Annotated in this window: 16 protein-coding genes; 3 read left to right on the top strand and 13 right to left on the bottom strand. The window is 56.3% G+C overall.

Going from position 1 to position 16,300, the window contains the following annotated elements; translation table 11 throughout:
- Positions 1-368 precede the first annotated feature (368 nt).
- Both F3J38_RS22610 and F3J38_RS22605 read right to left on the bottom strand, forming a co-directional pair.
- Entirely contained in the window at positions 369-2,099 is a 1,731-nt protein-coding gene (locus F3J38_RS22610; RefSeq protein ID WP_167142338.1) for a penicillin-binding transpeptidase domain-containing protein, read from the bottom strand.
- Positions 2,100-2,386: 287 nt separating this feature from the next.
- Complete coding sequence (locus F3J38_RS22605; RefSeq protein ID WP_167142335.1) at positions 2,387-4,648, bottom strand: molybdopterin-dependent oxidoreductase; 2,262 nt, start codon at positions 4,646-4,648, stop codon at positions 2,387-2,389.
- A gap of 195 nt (positions 4,649-4,843) precedes the next feature.
- Between F3J38_RS22605 and galR the strand changes: the two genes are divergently transcribed.
- Positions 4,844-5,845: an HTH-type transcriptional regulator GalR gene (gene galR / locus F3J38_RS22600; RefSeq protein ID WP_167142332.1), complete on the top strand. Its 1,002-nt coding sequence runs from the start codon at positions 4,844-4,846 to the stop codon at positions 5,843-5,845.
- Between the two features lie 122 nt (positions 5,846-5,967).
- Here galR and F3J38_RS22595 read toward each other — a convergent pair whose 3' ends face one another.
- Positions 5,968-6,420 carry a GNAT family N-acetyltransferase gene (locus F3J38_RS22595; RefSeq protein WP_167142331.1) on the bottom strand — a complete coding sequence of 151 codons (453 nt, stop codon included), beginning with the start codon at positions 6,418-6,420 and terminating at the stop codon, positions 5,968-5,970.
- Positions 6,417-7,670: a diaminopimelate decarboxylase gene (gene lysA, locus F3J38_RS22590; RefSeq protein ID WP_167142328.1), complete on the bottom strand. Its 1,254-nt coding sequence runs from the start codon at positions 7,668-7,670 to the stop codon at positions 6,417-6,419. Before lysA ends, F3J38_RS22595 begins: the two co-directional genes overlap by 4 nt.
- Positions 7,671-7,780: 110 nt before the next feature.
- Here lysA and F3J38_RS22585 point away from each other — a divergent pair, with 110 nt between their 5' ends.
- On the top strand, positions 7,781-8,701 hold the full coding sequence (locus F3J38_RS22585) for a LysR family transcriptional regulator (RefSeq protein ID WP_167142553.1): 921 nt from the start codon (positions 7,781-7,783) through the stop codon (positions 8,699-8,701).
- On the opposite strand, the gene F3J38_RS22580 is transcribed toward F3J38_RS22585, so the two are convergent.
- The gene (locus F3J38_RS22580) at positions 8,698-9,861 is read right to left on the bottom strand and encodes an MFS transporter (RefSeq protein ID WP_167142325.1); all 1,164 of its coding nucleotides are present in this window, start codon (positions 9,859-9,861) and stop codon (positions 8,698-8,700) included. The genes F3J38_RS22585 and F3J38_RS22580 overlap by 4 nt on opposite strands.
- Before the next feature lie 363 nt (positions 9,862-10,224).
- Between F3J38_RS22580 and F3J38_RS22575 the strand changes: the two genes are divergently transcribed.
- A complete protein-coding gene (locus F3J38_RS22575; RefSeq protein WP_167142322.1) occupies positions 10,225-10,851 on the top strand; it encodes a serine protease in 627 nt (208 codons plus the stop codon).
- On the opposite strand, the gene F3J38_RS22570 is transcribed toward F3J38_RS22575, so the two are convergent.
- The 8 genes from F3J38_RS22570 to F3J38_RS28000 form a co-directional block, all read right to left on the bottom strand.
- Positions 10,852-11,523 carry a DUF1989 domain-containing protein gene (locus F3J38_RS22570; RefSeq protein WP_038645037.1) on the bottom strand — a complete coding sequence of 224 codons (672 nt, stop codon included), beginning with the start codon at positions 11,521-11,523 and terminating at the stop codon, positions 10,852-10,854.
- 13 nt (positions 11,524-11,536) lie between these two features.
- Positions 11,537-12,202 (bottom strand): amino acid ABC transporter permease, encoded by a 666-nt coding sequence (locus F3J38_RS22565; RefSeq protein WP_034823167.1) that lies wholly within the window; start codon positions 12,200-12,202, stop codon positions 11,537-11,539.
- Positions 12,202-12,852 carry an amino acid ABC transporter permease gene (locus F3J38_RS22560; protein ID WP_034823169.1) on the bottom strand — a complete coding sequence of 217 codons (651 nt, stop codon included), beginning with the start codon at positions 12,850-12,852 and terminating at the stop codon, positions 12,202-12,204. The genes F3J38_RS22565 and F3J38_RS22560 overlap by 1 nt, the downstream gene beginning before the upstream one ends.
- A gap of 3 nt (positions 12,853-12,855) precedes the next feature.
- A complete protein-coding gene (locus tag F3J38_RS22555) occupies positions 12,856-13,503 on the bottom strand; it encodes an urea carboxylase-associated family protein (protein ID WP_167142320.1) in 648 nt (215 codons plus the stop codon).
- Positions 13,487-14,119 carry a DUF1989 domain-containing protein gene (locus tag F3J38_RS22550; protein WP_167142317.1) on the bottom strand — a complete coding sequence of 211 codons (633 nt, stop codon included), beginning with the start codon at positions 14,117-14,119 and terminating at the stop codon, positions 13,487-13,489. Before F3J38_RS22550 ends, F3J38_RS22555 begins: the two co-directional genes overlap by 17 nt.
- A 2-nt stretch (positions 14,120-14,121) precedes the next feature.
- Entirely contained in the window at positions 14,122-14,958 is an 837-nt protein-coding gene (locus F3J38_RS22545; RefSeq protein WP_167142314.1) for a transporter substrate-binding domain-containing protein, read from the bottom strand.
- 251 nt (positions 14,959-15,209) lie between these two features.
- Complete coding sequence (locus F3J38_RS22540) at positions 15,210-16,061, bottom strand: MurR/RpiR family transcriptional regulator (RefSeq protein WP_167142311.1); 852 nt, start codon at positions 16,059-16,061, stop codon at positions 15,210-15,212.
- A 54-nt stretch (positions 16,062-16,115) separates the two neighbouring features.
- A partial coding sequence (locus F3J38_RS28000; RefSeq protein WP_205298380.1) for a hypothetical protein occupies positions 16,116-16,300 on the bottom strand: 185 nt, incomplete at its 5' end.

The following is a 16,300-nucleotide window of genomic DNA, read 5'->3' as shown; positions in this document are numbered from 1 at the left end:
AGCCAGGGGCTGGCGAACCGAAATGGAATGCGGCATCGCGGTGCGTTACATACAGGTTACACGGCAAGATATTTTTATGTTGGCGGGGAAATGTTAAGACTCAGACAAGAGGTGTGAGCGAGTTCGCTAAGCCGTAAATTTTAGGCAAAAAAAACCCACGCATCCGCGTGGGTCGGTGCAACCGAACAGGGTGAATACCTGAAAACAGGTATCGCTGCCGCAGCAGCCGATCTTCACACCAATCAATACCTCTGGGACTTTTATCGTCGCTCAAAGCCATCAGAGTTAACAGCCGCAAAACGCAACGGAGTTCGGCGAAATGCAACGAGGTGTGAAAAGCACGACTGTAAAGTTACATACTGATTTTATTAAGATTTATCCGATGATGGCTTGCTGTAGATTGCATCAGGCGCGATGTTCATATGCTTCAGCACCGGCCCCATAATGTTGCCAAAGGTCGGTGCCGCCACCGTACCACCGAAGTGGTCGCCCGCAGTGGGATGGTTAATCAGCACCACCAGTGCCACTTCCGGATGACTGGCTGGCGCAACACCGGCGGTGTAGTTAACGTAACCACCATCATACTTGCCGGTTGGGCCCATCTTTTCAGCCGTACCGGTTTTGGTTGCCAGACGATAGCCCGGCACGTTGGCACGTAAACCCGATCCTCCCGGCAGTACGTCACTCTCCATCATATGTACCACGATTTCAGTGGTCACCGGATTCGCCACCTGTGTACCCACCACGGGTGGTGTCACTTTGGTAATGGAGAGAGGACGGTAGATGCCATAGCTGCCTAAAGTGGCGTATTCACGCGCGATTTGCAGCGGCGTCACACGTAAGCCGTAACCAAAGGCAAAGGTCGCACGTTCAATATCAGCCCAGCGCTGACGGTGCAGCGGGAAATACCCCACGCTTTCGCCTGTCAGCCCTAATCCTGTGGGTTTACCCAGACCAAACGCCTGATAGGTATTCACCAGCGCGTCGGCGGGCATCGCCAGCGCAATATGAGAGGCGCCGGTATCACTCGATTTTTGCAGGATGCCGGTCACCGTCAGTCGCGGCCAGTGGCCGACGTCACGAATCAAATGGCCGTTTACCGTGTAAGGCGAGGTATCCAGCACCGAGTCAGGGCGGATCAGATGACGTTCCAGCCCCTCTAACACCACCAGAGGTTTTACCGTTGAACCCGGTTCATAGCTGTCGTTGATCGCGGTGTTACGCATCTGCGCCGGTGTCGCATTGTCAAAATTGTTGGGGTTGAACGAGGGATAGGACGCCATCGCCAGAATTTCACCGGTATCAATTTTGATCAACACCGCCGCACCGGAATCCGCTTTGTTCAGCAATACCCCATCACGCAGTTTGCTGTAGAGCGTGAACTGGTCAAACTTATCAATGCTGAGTTGAACCGTTGGTGGCTGTTTGGGCGGCTCATAATCCAGCATCGCCACGATATTGCCCTCTTTGTCCTGGCGATAAACCTCTTTGCCCGGCTCGCCTTGCAGCACATGGTCAAAGCCTTTCTCCAGGCCATTCAGGCCGATGCTGTCAGCACCGACAATACCAATCAAAGGCGCTGCCGCTTCACTCATCGGGTAGAAGCGGCTGTCGTTATACACCGAACTGATGCCCTTTAAGTGCAACTGGGCGATGTCTTTTGCGATGCCCAATTCGATTTTACGCCCCAGATAGAGAAAGCGCTTTTTAGGATTGGCGGTGATTTGATCGCGCAACTCTTCCGGACGCAAATTCAACGCCGATGCAAGGTAAGTCCACTTGGCATTAGTGAAATCGGGGTTAGCTTCCAGCACCCGCATCGGGTCAGCAATGATGTCTCGCGCTGGTACGCTCAGCGCCAAAGCCTGACCGTCACGGTCCAGCAATGTGCCACGACTGGTCGGCAAGGTGACGGTGCGCAACGAACGCTGATCGGCCTCATGTTCGAGCATCGGGTGTTTTATCAGTTGCAAGTCACCCACAAAGATCAGCAGCACTACCATGCAGCTCAACACGCCCAAACAAATCAGGCGAAAGCGAAAGGGATTGAATGGGGCTTTAATCTGGTCTTTACCCAGAAATTTTTTTATACGGGGCATAGCATTCCGCTGCAATAAAAGGGTGATCCTAAGCTTCTTGCAAGCAGTTATAAAGAAAGGCGCGGCATGATGACAGGAAAACTGTGTATCAGTTCGTTAGCGTAAACAGCAGGCAAAAAAAACCTGCGCATCTGCGCAGGTCGGTGTAATCAAGAAAACTTTTTGATGTTCACCCATCAATACCTCTGGGACCCTGACTGTAGCAAGGTGGCACGATGGGAAACCATCTCTCAAACGCAACAGTTACCCGCAAAATGTAACCAGCAGTGAGATTGTTAGCACCCCATTCACATCAGGTGTTTTTTGATTTCCACCAGGCAACTCATGGCGTTAGGTCCCTGTGTCAGAGACGAGGTCCCGATATCCAGCGTCAGCACGTTCGGGTTGCCCGCACGGTCCCACGGCTGCCAAGCGCGGCCAAAGCCCGGATCGAACCATGCACCCGTGGAGATAATCACCACGCCGGGGGTTAAGCCATCGGTGAGGCGTACCCCTGCCAGCATACGGCCGCGCGTATTGCTGACTTCAATTTCATCACCATCCACAATGTTGCGCGCACTCGCATCCTGCGGATGCATATACAGGGTTTCACGCCCGGCGGTTTTATTTGCCTGAACCGTAGCAGTGGCATCCATTTGGCTATGAAGACGATCTAAAGGCTGTATAGAGATCATATGCAGCGGGAAGTCTTCGCTCAACGGTGCACCTAACCACTCCTGCGGCTCACGCCACTCAGGGTGTCCGGCGAAATCGTCCAACTGATAATCGGCGATGGTCTGGCAGAACAGCTCAATTTTTCCGCTGGCGGTCTGGATCGGATGCGCGATCGGGTTTGCACGGAAATCGTCCATAAACACGTACGGCTTGCCGCCTTCCGGGATCTCAACAAAGCCGCGCTCCCAGAATTCACCAAACTCCGGGAAGTGAATATCTTTGCGCGCATGGGCCACCGCACACTGCTGATACAGGTGTTCAATCCACTGCATCTCATTGCGCCCTTCGGTGAACACATCGCGATAACCGAGACGATCGGCGATATCCGCAAAGATATCGAAGTCATTGCGCGCCTGATGCTGAGGTTTCACCGCCTGATGCATCGCAAAGACAAAGCGATCGCGCGAGGAGCCACCAATGTCGTTGCGTTCCAGCGTGGTGGTGGCCGGTAAAACGATATCCGCCATCTGCGCCGCCGGGGTCCAGACGATGTCCTGCACGATCACGGTATCCGGGCGCTGCCAGCCTTCAACCAGGCGATTGAGTTGCTGATGATGGTGGAAAGGATTACCACCCGCCCAGTGCACCAGATGGATATCAGGATAGTGCAGGGTTTCGCCCTGGAAGTTGTACGGCTGACCAGGGTTGAGCAGCATGTCGCTAATGCGCGCTACCGGAATCGAGAAGTTGCCCGGATTTGGCCCGGTACTCATCATTGGCGCAGGCCCTTCCTGGCGCGGATTACCGACGCTGTTCATCGAACCATGACCAAAGGAGAAGCCGCCACCCGGTAAACCTGGCTGACCGAGCATTGAGGAGAGCGCAATCATCATCCAGTACGGCTGCTCACCGCGATGGGCACGCTGCACCGAGTAAGAACAGGTGATAAAACTGCGTTTGCCAATAAGCTGCTGTGCCAGCAACGCGATGCGCGCAGCCGGAATGCCGGTGATGGCACTCGCCCACTCTGGCGTTTTGGCGATACGGTCGCTTTCACCCAGCAGATATTCACGCAGCTGCGGCCAGCCGGTGCAGTGGCTGGCCAGGAAGCTTTCGTCGAGCGCATTGCGACGCGTAATCTCATAACCGAGCGCCAGCATCAGCGCCACATCGGTATTCGGGCGAATCGGAATCCACTCAGCATTGACGAAGGCTGGGCAGTCATCACGCATCGGGCTGATGTTGATAATCGGTGTGCCTTTGGCGGTGAGCTGCTCCAGCGCCGGTTTCAGGCTGTGCTGCCCAGCGCCGCCCGAAGCCACCTGTGCATTCTTGAGGGCCAGCCCACCAAAGGCGATAAAGATATCCGCATGCTCAACCACATCCGGCCAGTCAGTTACGCGGCCGGTGAGCGGCATATAGGTGCCAATCACATACGGCAGGAAGAACTGCGCCGCGCCCCAGCTGTAGTTGCCCTGCTGGTCTACCCCGCCGCCGCCCTGAAAATAGAAACGGCGAATCAAAGTACGCGCATGATTAACGCGGCCCGCTGAAGACCAGCCATAAGAACCGTTGAAAATCCCGGAAGCGCCATAGCGATCGCGCACACGGCGATTCTCTTCAGCCACCAGATCCAGCGCGGTATCCCAATCCACAGCCACAAAATCTTCACGTCCACGCAGCGTGCGATCGCTGTTCTCGCGGGATTTTAGCCATGAACGACGCACCATAGGCTGGCGGATACGCTTATCCGAGTAGACCAGTTCCGGAATGGTGTTGAGCATCGGCGAAGGATCGGCGTCAGCAAAAAAGGGTTCACAGCCAATCAGGCGATCGTTTTCAGTGACGGCAGTAAAAGCGCCCCAGTGCGCCAGGTGCGGCACGCGAGTTTTCATGGTTTTGGGTCCGGCAGACAGGTGTAATGATGGAGACCAGCATACCATGAGGGAGTTGGAGGGCTAAAGGTTGGCTGAATCCCCTTAATTTCCGCGCTTTTGCGACAGCGCTGGCATTCTCGCGGGTTGCTACAGGTAGTGTTTTCCGTAACACTGGGGGGATGTGTAAACGTTTTCCCGGATGCAAGTAATCGCATGGCTACCATTAAGGATGTTGCCCGCATGGCAGGGGTGTCGGTCGCAACCGTTTCCCGCGTCATCAATAATTCGCCCAAAGCCAGCGAGAGTTCACGCCTCGCCGTGACCCAGGCAATGGAGCAGTTGCAGTATCACCCGAACGCCAACGCACGCGCCCTGGCGCAGCAATCCACCGAAACCCTCGGGCTGGTGGTGGGTGACGTTTCCGATCCCTTTTTCGGCGCGATGGTAAAAGCCGTCGATGAAGTGGCAGGTGCCACCGGCAACTTCCTGCTGATTGGTAACGGTTACCACATCGAGCAAAAAGAGCGTCAGGCGATCGAACAACTAATGCGCCATCGCTGCGACGCCTTGGTGGTGCATGCCAAGAAAATCCCCGATGCGGATTTGGAAGTGCTGATGAAGCAGGTGCCGGGCATGGTACTGCTGAATCGCCTGCTGAAAGGCTTTGAGTCACGCTGTATCGCGCTCGATGACCGCTACGGTGCCTGGCTGGCAACGCGCCATCTGATTCAGCAAGGCCATACGCAAATCGCCTTTATCTGCTCGACCCATCCGATTTCTGACTCCGAAGACCGCCTGCAAGGTTACTACGACGCGCTGAAAGAGCACGGCTTGCCGTCTAACGACCGCCTGGTGGCGTGGGGAGAGCCGGATGAAGTCGGTGGTGAGCAAGCGATGACGGAATTGCTGGGGCGCGGCAAGCAGTTCACGGCCGTGGCTTGTTACAACGATTCCATGGCGGCTGGCGCGCTGGCGGTGCTGAGTGATAACGGCATTCGCGTGCCGGAAGAGATGTCACTGATTGGTTTTGATGATGTGTTGGTATCCCGCTATGTGCGTCCTCGTCTGACCACGGTGCGTTATCCGATTGTGACGATGGCGCAGCAAGCGGCGCAGTTGGCGCTGGCGTTAGCCAACGGTACGGAAATGCCGGAAGTGACCAATATGTTTAGCCCAACGCTGGTGAGAAGACATTCGGTGAGCGGACCGAGTTGATAAATATGAGGCGCCGCACAAGGTGTTAGCGGCGCCATTTAATGCGTATCTGTCAGCAGGATTGTCGCTTAAAATCAGCGCGATATATCACGCCGCTACGGCTCGATTCCTTCAGCCACGCATCACAAATCCTGCGAATAGACCTTCACCCGCACATCCGGGAACTCCAGCGCATCACACTGATACTGCCAACCAAAGCGTTCGTAATAGCCACCAAAGGTTGACCACAACCACAGCTTTTCATGCCCACGTTCACGGGCATACTCGATCACATGCTGCTGCAACGCTTCACTCAAACCATTGCCGCGCGCATGTTCATCAACATAGAGTGCCGCAATCCACGGATAAAGATCCTGACGACTGATGAGATCACAACGCCAGAACCCTACCGTGCCCAGCGGTACATCACCGTCCAGCGCCACAAAGGTCACCGGATATTCGGCCCCGTTCAGACTGCTGCGCACAATGCTGTCGTAAAACTCGCGCGACGTCCCTTCACCAAACGCCTGCCACAGCCAGTCGGTGATATGACTGGCGTGATGTGGGACTTCACTGAGTGGAACAATATTGATCACATCAGCTCCAGCGCCAGCAGCTCCTGAATGGTCTGCGCGCGACGAATCTCACGTGGAGTGCCATTCTCGAACAGCACTTCAGGGATCAATGGACGGCTGTTGTAGTTGGAAGACATGGATGCGCCGTACGCGCCAGTATCGTGGAACACCAGATAATCACCCACCTGGGTTGCTGGCAGTGCGCGTGTCTCGACTTTGCCGCCTTCAAGCTGAGTAAACACATCCCCCGACTCGCACAGCGGCCCTGCTACAACAGCATCCACAGTCGCATCACTCAATGCACGGCCATCGGCTGGCAGCACCGAGATGTGGTGATAGCTGCCGTACATGGATGGGCGCATTAAATCACTGAAACCGGCATCCACCAGCACAAAGTGACGGCTACCCATATCCTTGACGGCGCGCACCTGTGATACCAGCACGCCAGACTCCGCCACCAGGAAGCGACCCGGCTCGATTTCCAGTTTCACCGGATGGCCCAGATGCGCCGCAATGCGGTCACGCGCGCCACTCCACAAGCCGAAATAGTGCTGGGTATCAATGGCTTCTTCACCGAAGCGATAAGGAATCGACAGGCCACCACCGGCAGAAATCGCTTCCAGATCCTGACCAAATGACACCACCCGATCGACCATCGCGTCACATACCTGCTGCAGGTGACCGTAATCAACACCGGAACCGATATGCATATGCAGGCCAACCAGCTTCAGGCCATGCTGCTGAATCGCCGCCAGCGCCAGCGGCAGGTCGCTGTGCCAGATGCCGTGCTTACTGTTCTCACCGCCGGTGTTGGTTTTCTGGCTGTGACCGTGACCAAAGCCAGGGTTAATGCGCAGCCACACTTTATGGCCCGCAGAGACCGCGCCGAGCTGATGCAGCATATCGACGGAACCCGCGTTGACTGGCACTTTCAGTTCGGCGATACGAGCCAGGGTGGGTTGATCCAAAACGTCAGCGGTAAAAACGATATCTTCGCCACCCGGCTGGAAACCCGCTGCCAGCGCACGTTCAATCTCACCCAGTGAAACAGAATCCACTTTTACGCCAGCGGCACGCATCAGTCGCAGAATGTGAATGTTTGAGCAGGCTTTCTGGGCGAAACGTACCACGTCAAAGGCGCTCAGCTGCGCAATACGCTGCTGAATAATCGCGGCATCGTAAGCCCAGAATGGCCCTGCATAGCGTTGTGCCAGCGGCAGTAAATTGTCGGCAGTCAGTGCCGTTTCGGTGTTGTTCAGTGGACGTGGCATCTCAATTCTCCTGTGTCATTGCGGTTATTTAGCCACAGCCCATCAATTCAGAAAAATATCTGTTTTAGCGTCAGCTATGCAAATATGATATGGGCTGAGAGAGAGGAATGATGGCAAAAATTAACTGGCGACATATCGAAATTTTCCATGCGGTGATGACCAGCGGCAACCTGACGCAAGCTGCCGCATTGCTGCACACCTCGCAGCCAACCGTTAGCCGTGAGCTGGCGCGGCTGGAGCAGCAGCTCGGCCTGGAACTGTTTGAACGGGTGCGTGGACGTTTGCAACCGACGGTACAAGGCTTGCGGTTATACGAAGAAGTACAACGCTCGTGGTACGGGCTGGACCGCATCATGGATGCCGCCGAAGGATTGCGCCAATTCCGTCAGGGCGAGCTGTCGATTGCCTGCTTGCCAGTATTTTCGCAATCGCTGTTACCTCCCCTGCTACAGCCTTTCCTGCAACGCTATCCGCAAGTCAGTCTGAATATCATTCCGCAGGAGTCGCCACTGCTGGAAGAGTGGCTGTCGGCACAGCGCTACGATCTGGGTCTAACCGAAACCCAACATGCGCCAGCAGGCACCGAGCGCGTGCCGCTGCTGACCTGCGATGAAGTGTGCGTGCTGCCGCCCAACCATCCGCTGTGCCAGCGTGAGGTGCTGACGCCGCAGGATTTTCAGGGTGAGAATTACGTCAGCTTGTCGCGCAGCGATAGTTATCGCCAGCTACTGGATTCGCTGTTTCATGAACAAGGGGTGGAACGCCGTCTGGTGCTGGAAACACACAGTGCGGCATCGGTATGCGCGATGGTGCGCGCCGGGGTAGGGATTTCGATTGTGAATCCGCTGACGGCACTGGATTACGCCGACAGCGGAGTGGTGATGCGTAAATTCAGTGTCGCTGTGCCGTTCACCGTCAGTCTGGTAAGGCCACAGCATCGTCCGGCATCCGCTTTGGTTGATCACTTCTGCGACCACCTGCAGCAGCAGGTGGCCACTTTTACACAACGCATTGCCGAACGTCTGGTTTAAGCGCGTACCGCTTCGCCCTGCCCGCCCGATTTACGGAAGGTGATCAGGCAGATAACCAGGCCAACCACCGCCAACGCTGCCGCCGCCACGGGCACCGAGGTCAGGCCGTAGCCTTTATCGATCACTGCGCCGCCGACCCAGGCACCGAGCGCATTACCGACGTTGAACGCGGAGATGTTCAGCGTGGAGACCAGGTTAGGGGCGTCTTTACCGTGGCGCACCACATTAATCTGCAAGCCCGGCACGGTAGCGAAGGTCGCCATCGCCCACAGGAACAGGGTGATCTCCGCCAGCCACAGCGCGTGGCTGGTCCAGCTGAACAGCAGCGAGAACACCGCAATCAGCACAAAGCTCAGAATCAGGCTGAAGGAGACTTTCCAGTCGGCCAGCTTACCGCCGAGGATGTTACCGACGGTTAAGCCAGCACCAATCAGGAACAGCGTCCAGCTCACGCCGCGATCGGTGATGCCAGTGACCTGCAACAGCAGCGGTGCAATGTAGCTAAACAGCGCAAACATCGCAGCGGCAAAGAACACCGTCATCAGCAGCGAGAGCCACAGTTTGCCATTCGCCAGCGCACTGACTTCGCTTGCCAGATGCACCGGTTTCTCTTCTTTGTTGGTCGGCAGGCTGACAATCAAAGCGATAAAAGCGAGGATGCCGATGATCGCCACGCCCCAGAAGGTGGCTCGCCAGCCAAACAGCTGACCAAACCAGGTACCGAGCGGCACGCCCAGCACGTTGGCCAGGGTTAAGCCGGTGAACATCAGCGCTACCGCCGATGCCTGACGGCCAGGTGCCACCAGACTCGCCGCCACCACCGCACCGATACCGAAGAAGGCCCCGTGACACAGTGCAGTGACCACGCGCGCCAGCATCAGCAGGTTGTAGGTGTACGCCAGTGCACACAGCACGTTGCCAATGATGAAGATGATCATCAACAGAATCAGGGTACGTTTGCGTGGTAGTTTGGCGGTTAACAGCGCCATGATCGGTGCACCAATGGCCACGCCCAGCGCGTATCCACTGATCAGCCATCCCGCTGAAGGAATCGACACCTGTAAATCGCCCGCCACTTCCGGCAGCAATCCCATGATGACGAACTCCGTGGTGCCGATGGCGAACGCACTCAGCGCCAGCGCCAGTAATGCAACAGGCATAACACACTCTCCTAAAATGTTTTGCAGGCAGGCCGCACGGCGAACGCAGTACGGTTACAGCGGACGCTTGTGGTTATTTGAACTGCGTCACATTCTGATTAAAGCACAGCCGGCTCGGCTCAACCAGCCCATTGGTTGCAAGGCATCTTTGCTCGCTGCGCAATAATCCCTGCACGAAAAAGTGTCTGCACCTGACCACTGAGACAGAGTCCAATTTTCACGCTACGCTTGATTCAGATGTGATCACTGTCACAGCCACTGCGCTTTTGGCGATAAATCAATCAGTAAAGGATGCGCGCGCATTGCCGATACCCCAATGAGTAGCTCGGCAATGTGGTGTCAAAAAATGCAGGGGGAGAACCTATGCGATGGCTCATCGCACTGACAGTGGGCTGCCTGAGTGGCTGCTCCGTTGGGCACTACGAGTACAGCAAAGAAGCCGCTAAACGCGTCGATATGACCGTGACCGGCATTCCCACCGTGCTGGGTATAGGCGCGCTGGGCACCACCATTCCACTGACGCCAGAATACAGTCTTACGGCGGCACACGTGGCGAAATACTCAATGTACCGGGTCAAGGCCTGGCATCCTGAGTGCGATATCGCTGTGGTGTATCACAAGAACAGCGAAACCAATCTGCCACCTCAATTCCGCAACAGCCACATTGGCGATAACGTCAATCTTTACGGTTACAGCTTTATCTCAGCGATGCCGGTGGCCTCAAGCGGCAAGAACTTGATCAACACTACGCTGGCGAATGACTGGAACAAACCGAGTTGCGTCGTGGTGGCCGCGAATGCGGGCGTGGTGAAAGGCATGTCGGGTGGTGCGGTGTATAACGCCAGCGACGATACGCTGGCGGGGGTGATTGTCGGCTACAGCAGCGCGATTGATGACAACAAGAGTGGCAAAACGCTGTTCAAAGATGTCGCGCTGTATGTGCCCTATGCTCGCTTTCAAGCATGGCTGGACGGCGTAGTGAAATCGTAATCAGGCTGGAACCCAGGCCCCTTTCAACTGCACCTGCGGGAAACCTGCGGTCAGAATACGCAACTCGGCATCGCGCGGGGTGTTATCGCCCTGCCCCTGAATGCTGACGATATCCTGCGGACAGGCCGAGAATGCCACGAAGCAATCCATCTCGGCGCGCAACACAATGTAATCGCCCGGCTTGGTCACCACCGGCAATGTTTTCAGAGTAATACCGTCCGGCTGCACCTGAATATTCATAAAAATATTCAATGACGCCAGATTGCCGTGCGGCAGTTCGACACCTAATTCGCGCATGCCTTCAAACAGGTTATCGTGGCAGTTGCGGTGATACTCGGTGCAGCCCAGCAGCTCATAACGACGCGCATCGCAGGCCGCCATAAAGGAATCATGCACGCCGGGTGAAGTATCTGCCACCAGGGTCAGAATCGGGTGGCGCTGGCTGGTGATAAAGCTGTCACCGACTTTGGGATTGAGACGCTGGTTCCACACACGCGTCGCTTCCATACACATATATTCAGTGACGTCCTCGGCGTTGTACGCCCAGCAATCCACTACCTGAGTGCCATGCAGATTGATCACCTGCACCGCTTCCCCTTTCTTCAAACGCACCGCTTTGCCGTAGCGCGCGGGAATGGTGATCGCTTCACGATGCTGATATTCAGCTGACATAGTGTTCTCCTGATTAATGCTGCATGCCGCGACGATAGCGCGTCATGCGAGATTCAAGGCCGCGTGCCAACCAGTCGATCAGACTGTTGAGCAGCCAGTAACAGAGCGCCACCGTGAGATAGATCTCCAGCGGCGCGTAGGTATCTGAAATCGCCTGTTTGGCGGCGTACATAAACTCCTGCACCGAGACAATCGACAGCAGCGCCGAGTCTTTAATCAAACCAATCATCAGACCGACCAGCGGCGACAGCATCTGCGGCAGGGTTTGCGGCAACACCACATCGCGCAGCTGTTCGCTGCGGCTCAAACCCAGCACGCGGCAAGCTTCCCACTGCCCCTTCGGCAATGCCTCTATTGCCGCACGAATAACCTGTGCGATATAGGGCGCGTAATAGAGCGTCAGGGCCAGCACGCCCACCACCGGCGATGACAGCGTGATGTCGTACTCTGGCAGCACAAAATAGAGCAGATAGATCACCACCAGCAGCGGCAGTGCGAGCGTTAAGCCGCTGTAGAGGTTGAGCAAGCGCAACCAGAACGGCGAAGCGCGCATTAGCAGTAATGCCATCAGCCCACCCCACGCCAGCGAACAGAGTGCGGCGACAATGCACAGTTGCAGCGTGGCGATCATGCCGTCTCCCAGCGAAGGCAGGGAAGTGAGAATGGCTTGCCAATCCATCAGGCGATCCTCCGTTTAGCTTCCAGACGTCGGGCAGCGGCAATCAGCGGCATGGCGATCAGCAGATATCCAGCCGCCACCAGTAGCAGCACTTGCGTGGCTTCATAAGTGCGCGCAATCACAATCTGTCCGGCGTAGGTCAGTTCGGTCAGCGCCACCACCGAGGCCAGCGGCGTGGTTTTCAGCAGGATGGTGAACTCGTTAACCAGCATCGGCAGACTGGCACGCATCACCTGCGGATTGATCACATACCACCAGGTTAAGAAGCGGCTTAGCCCCAACGTGCGTGCAGCTTCGAGCTGACCGCGCGTCACCAGTGAACGATTGACGCGCAAAATCTCCGCCACGTAAGCGCCACTGTTGAGGCCGATGGCAATCACCGCGGCCAGCATCGGCTGACCGCCCAATCCGAGGCGCGGCAAGGTGAAAAACACCACGAACAGTTGCACGATGGCCGGTGTACCACGCATCAGGCTGACATAGAGTCGGCCGATAGCGCGCCAGATCCAGGCGCGGCGCAGTTGCAGGAAGCAGCCAAGCTGCCCCATCACCACGCTGACCAATGACGCCAGTACCGTGAGTACCAACGTCATCAGCAGGCCGTGTCCGAGTTCCGGCAGCGCGGCCACTACCTGTTGATCCAGCCCCATGCGTTACTCCGCGTTAAAATCGTGCAGGTTTTCCGCAACCGACAGCAACAGCGGTGCCGGTTGATCGTTGCCCTCGATGCCGGTGTTGCAGGCCGAGACGATAAACTGCGTGTCCATCACCACGCGACAGGTGATGCTGTCGCCTGCTTTGGTGAGGTTCGGCTCCGGCAGGATGTCGCCGGCCCGCGTCAATTTGACGTGCATAAACAGGTTGATCGGGTCCGGCAGCTTCGGCACTTCCATGCCCAGGCGCGCCAGCTCGCCGCTCACCGCTTCCAAACAACCTTCACCCTGATAGCCTTTTTCCGTCAGGAAGGCGCGGGTAGAGGCAGGCAGCAGCAGGTCGTGACGCTTCACGCTGTCTTTGCCCAGCACCATCATCGGGCGGCGGCGGTTGTTGACCAGACGCATGCCTGATCCGAGCAGATAACTGTTGCTGAACACGCGGGTGTGATGTACCGACAGCCACACCGCCGGATCGGCGAGGCTGAAGCCAAACAGGGAAGCCACCGCGCCGTCGCCCTGGGCCGTGATGCGCAGCAACTGGCCGCGCAACACCTTTATCGACCCAACGCTGCCCGGTTCAACCGTGACCGCTTGTGCCAGCGTGCGCTCAGCGGTCTCTTCATAACTTTCACGCATTAACAGCATGATTCATCTCCTCTGCGTGAAATTCGTCACTCACCACGATATCAATCGGCGTGACCTGTAAACCGTTGCCGGGAATGATGTCCTGCGGGCAGGATGACACCGAACAAATCAGGTCGCACAGCGCTTCAAAAGTAATGCTGTCGCCTGCCTTGCTGTTGGGATCGGTCACTTCCATCCGGCCATCGGCGGTGACTGGCCCGTTTTGGAACAGGTTGAACGGCTCGGGCAGCGAGAAATACGTCACGCCAAAGGCCTTCATGCCTTCCAGCAGGTTGTCCACGCAGTTGCGATGGCCTTCGACACCGAAATCGACGCTGAAGCGTGTGCGATCGCAGGCTGGCACGTTGGCATCGTGGATGCCAATACTGTCCGCCAGGATACGCAGCATCGGGCGGTTTTCACTCGACCACAACGCATCGCCGGGTTTGAAGAACAACGAACGCAAGTGCTGGCGGGTATGCACCGGCGACAGCTTTTCGTTTAAATCATCGGCGTTAACGGCGACGAAATCCGCCGCCTGCTGCCCTTCACTGTCAATCACGGTAATGAACTGGCCCTTACGCACGCGGAAGGTTTTGCCATTGCCCGCAGGCACCGTCAGGTTGCACTGGCACATAATTACTCCTGAGGAATGAAATCGCTGGCGGGAACGGTAAAGGTGGTGCCGAGATACTGCTGCTGCAGTTTGGTCAGCTCGCCATCCTTCTGCATCGCCAGAATGTGGTCGCTGATGGCTTTGTTCAGGCTGCCGTCTTCTTTACGTGTTGCCCAACCCATCCACTGTGAAGGACCGACTTCGCCAACTTGCGCCACTTTACCGGCGTATTTTTTCGCGACCGGCGCCAGCACCGAGATGTCGTCGTAGACGAAGTCCGCGCGTTTGGTCATCAGGGTGCTGACGGTCTGATCCAGCGAATCCACGTTGATGATGGTGATGGGTTTTTTACCCTCTTTTTTCAGCTGCTCGTTAAAGCCTTTCAGCAACTGCTCGGGCACGCTGGCGGTTTTCACTGCACCACGCAGGCCAGACAGGCTCTCCGGGCTGAGGGTTTTGCCGCTGAAAGTGCTGGCTTCACTTTCACGCACCAGCACGCCGTTAACGGTTTTGCTGTATGGCACGGTGAACAGTACTTTCTTCGCACGCTCGGCAGTGACGTTAAGAGAAGAACCTTCGGCGTTGAACGAGCCAGAGATCAGGCCCGGCAAAATGCCGCTAAAGGCGGTTTTCTGAAACTCCAGTTTCACACCGAGATCTTTGGCGAAGGATTGCATGATCGCCACGCTATAGCCGGTGATCTCGCCTGCGTCATTGGTGTATTCGTATGGAGGAAAGGTTGGATCGATACCAACGGTAATTTTGCCGCTGCTTTTGATGTCACTCAGGGTGTCGGCTTGCGCCTGCGCCATGGTGCCAACGGAGAGAAGTGCGGCGATCAGCAGTGCTGTTTTTTTCATTGTGGTGTTTCCCTGGTGTTGGTGAAATGTCTTTTTCTACTGAGCATATTTTGTGCCAGCTTTTTCACCCACCAAGTCACAACTTTGAGTTACAAGAGTATTACTGAATAAAATCAGTGAGAAACATTTGTTTCTTTATTTTAAATGTTAGTTTCTAAGATTTCACAAAGAGGAGTTTGGGCTTGGAATACGAGATGAATGGCGCACTATTTTGGGGCAATCTCTGGCGCAGTGCGCGCCAGAACGGGGCATTATTCGAGTTCGTCGAGGGACTGGTGCAACGCTTCAACCTGTGCCAGATAATCATTGCTGGTTTTGCCCATTTGTCGGGCCACCAGTGAGCAGAGCAGATTGCACACACCGGAGAGCGCGGCGGTGCTGTCGAACATAAGGCTGCTGTCGGTGTGGCAGCGCACCACCCACTGCGCATGGCGCGCCGGCTTGCCGGAAAGCACATCGGCGATATACAGCATCGGCACGTTGCGCTCTGCCAACGCATTCATCGCCGCTTCCAGCGCAGGCATACGGCGACGCAATCCAACGCAGATCACCACATCCTGCTGATTCAGCGAGGCGAGATGCTCCGCCAGCGAATCGCCGGGACGCGGCAGCAAACGCACATCGGGATGGATATGCACCAAATCGCGGTAAATCAGCTGTGCAATGGTCTGGCTGTGACGCCAACCCATCACCACCACGCGGCGTGATTGGGCAATAGCGCTCACCGCCTGTTGCAGTTGTTCACTGTCCAGCGTGCGATAGCTGTTGACCAGATTGGCGATCTCTTTTTCCAGGTGCTGCTGCATGATGCTGGCAAGCGGTGATGCGGTTGGCACGGCCTGCAGATAAAGCGGTGAGCCGCTGCTCTGCATCTCACGCGCCTGGCGGCGAGCGGCCTCATAGCTTTCGTAGCCAAGATGACGGAAAAAACGCGTGGTGGTGGCTTTGGAAACGCCTGCGCTCTGCGCCAGCTCAGTGGCAGTGTTCATCGCCAGCTGGCCGGGTGCCGCCAGCAGCACGTCAGCCAGCCGCTGCTCGTGGCTGGAGAGTTGATCCCAGTGCTGTTGAATCCGGCCCTCTAACGTTGCCGCTTTTGCACTCATGGTGATTCCCTGAAAATAAAAAAACTATCCTGCACAGAGCGTGCCGGGTTGTCATCAGGAATTTTGCCAGGCAAACAGAAATGAAAAATGCCGCCGGGTAAAAAGGAGCGCCATAAAAAATCTATGGTCACCTCCATTTTTGCAACCCTGATTTTGATTAATGACGAGAGGCTTGCTTAAATCTATACGGCGTCTGATGGGATATTGTCCCGCGCCACGATGAAGTTCGCACCTGTGGA

Source organism: Candidatus Pantoea formicae (assembly GCF_011752625.1).
GTDB lineage: Bacteria > Pseudomonadota > Gammaproteobacteria > Enterobacterales > Enterobacteriaceae > Pantoea > Pantoea formicae.
The sequence above is the reverse complement of the archived record's forward strand: the minus strand, read 5'-3'. Positions and strand labels throughout refer to the sequence as shown.

Bases quoted from the DNA above. Each gene is read 5' to 3' on its own strand.
- F3J38_RS22610 (WP_167142338.1), bottom strand. From the start codon at position 2,099: ATGCCCCGTATAAAAAAATTTCTGGGTAAAGACCAGATTAAAGCCCCA.
- F3J38_RS22605 (WP_167142335.1), bottom strand. From the start codon at position 4,648: ATGAAAACTCGCGTGCCGCACCTGGCGCACTGGGGCGCTTTTACTGCC.
- galR (WP_167142332.1), top strand. From the start codon at position 4,844: ATGGCTACCATTAAGGATGTTGCCCGCATGGCAGGGGTGTCGGTCGCA.
- lysA (WP_167142328.1), bottom strand. From the start codon at position 7,670: ATGCCACGTCCACTGAACAACACCGAAACGGCACTGACTGCCGACAAT.
- F3J38_RS22585 (WP_167142553.1), top strand. From the start codon at position 7,781: ATGGCAAAAATTAACTGGCGACATATCGAAATTTTCCATGCGGTGATG.
- F3J38_RS22580 (WP_167142325.1), bottom strand. From the start codon at position 9,861: ATGCCTGTTGCATTACTGGCGCTGGCGCTGAGTGCGTTCGCCATCGGC.
- F3J38_RS22575 (WP_167142322.1), top strand. From the start codon at position 10,225: ATGCGATGGCTCATCGCACTGACAGTGGGCTGCCTGAGTGGCTGCTCC.
- F3J38_RS22570 (WP_038645037.1), bottom strand. From the start codon at position 11,523: ATGTCAGCTGAATATCAGCATCGTGAAGCGATCACCATTCCCGCGCGC.
- F3J38_RS22565 (WP_034823167.1), bottom strand. From the start codon at position 12,202: ATGGATTGGCAAGCCATTCTCACTTCCCTGCCTTCGCTGGGAGACGGC.
- F3J38_RS22560 (WP_034823169.1), bottom strand. From the start codon at position 12,852: ATGGGGCTGGATCAACAGGTAGTGGCCGCGCTGCCGGAACTCGGACAC.
- F3J38_RS22555 (WP_167142320.1), bottom strand. From the start codon at position 13,503: ATGCTGTTAATGCGTGAAAGTTATGAAGAGACCGCTGAGCGCACGCTG.
- F3J38_RS22550 (WP_167142317.1), bottom strand. From the start codon at position 14,119: ATGTGCCAGTGCAACCTGACGGTGCCTGCGGGCAATGGCAAAACCTTC.
- F3J38_RS22545 (WP_167142314.1), bottom strand. From the start codon at position 14,958: ATGAAAAAAACAGCACTGCTGATCGCCGCACTTCTCTCCGTTGGCACC.
- F3J38_RS22540 (WP_167142311.1), bottom strand. From the start codon at position 16,061: ATGAGTGCAAAAGCGGCAACGTTAGAGGGCCGGATTCAACAGCACTGG.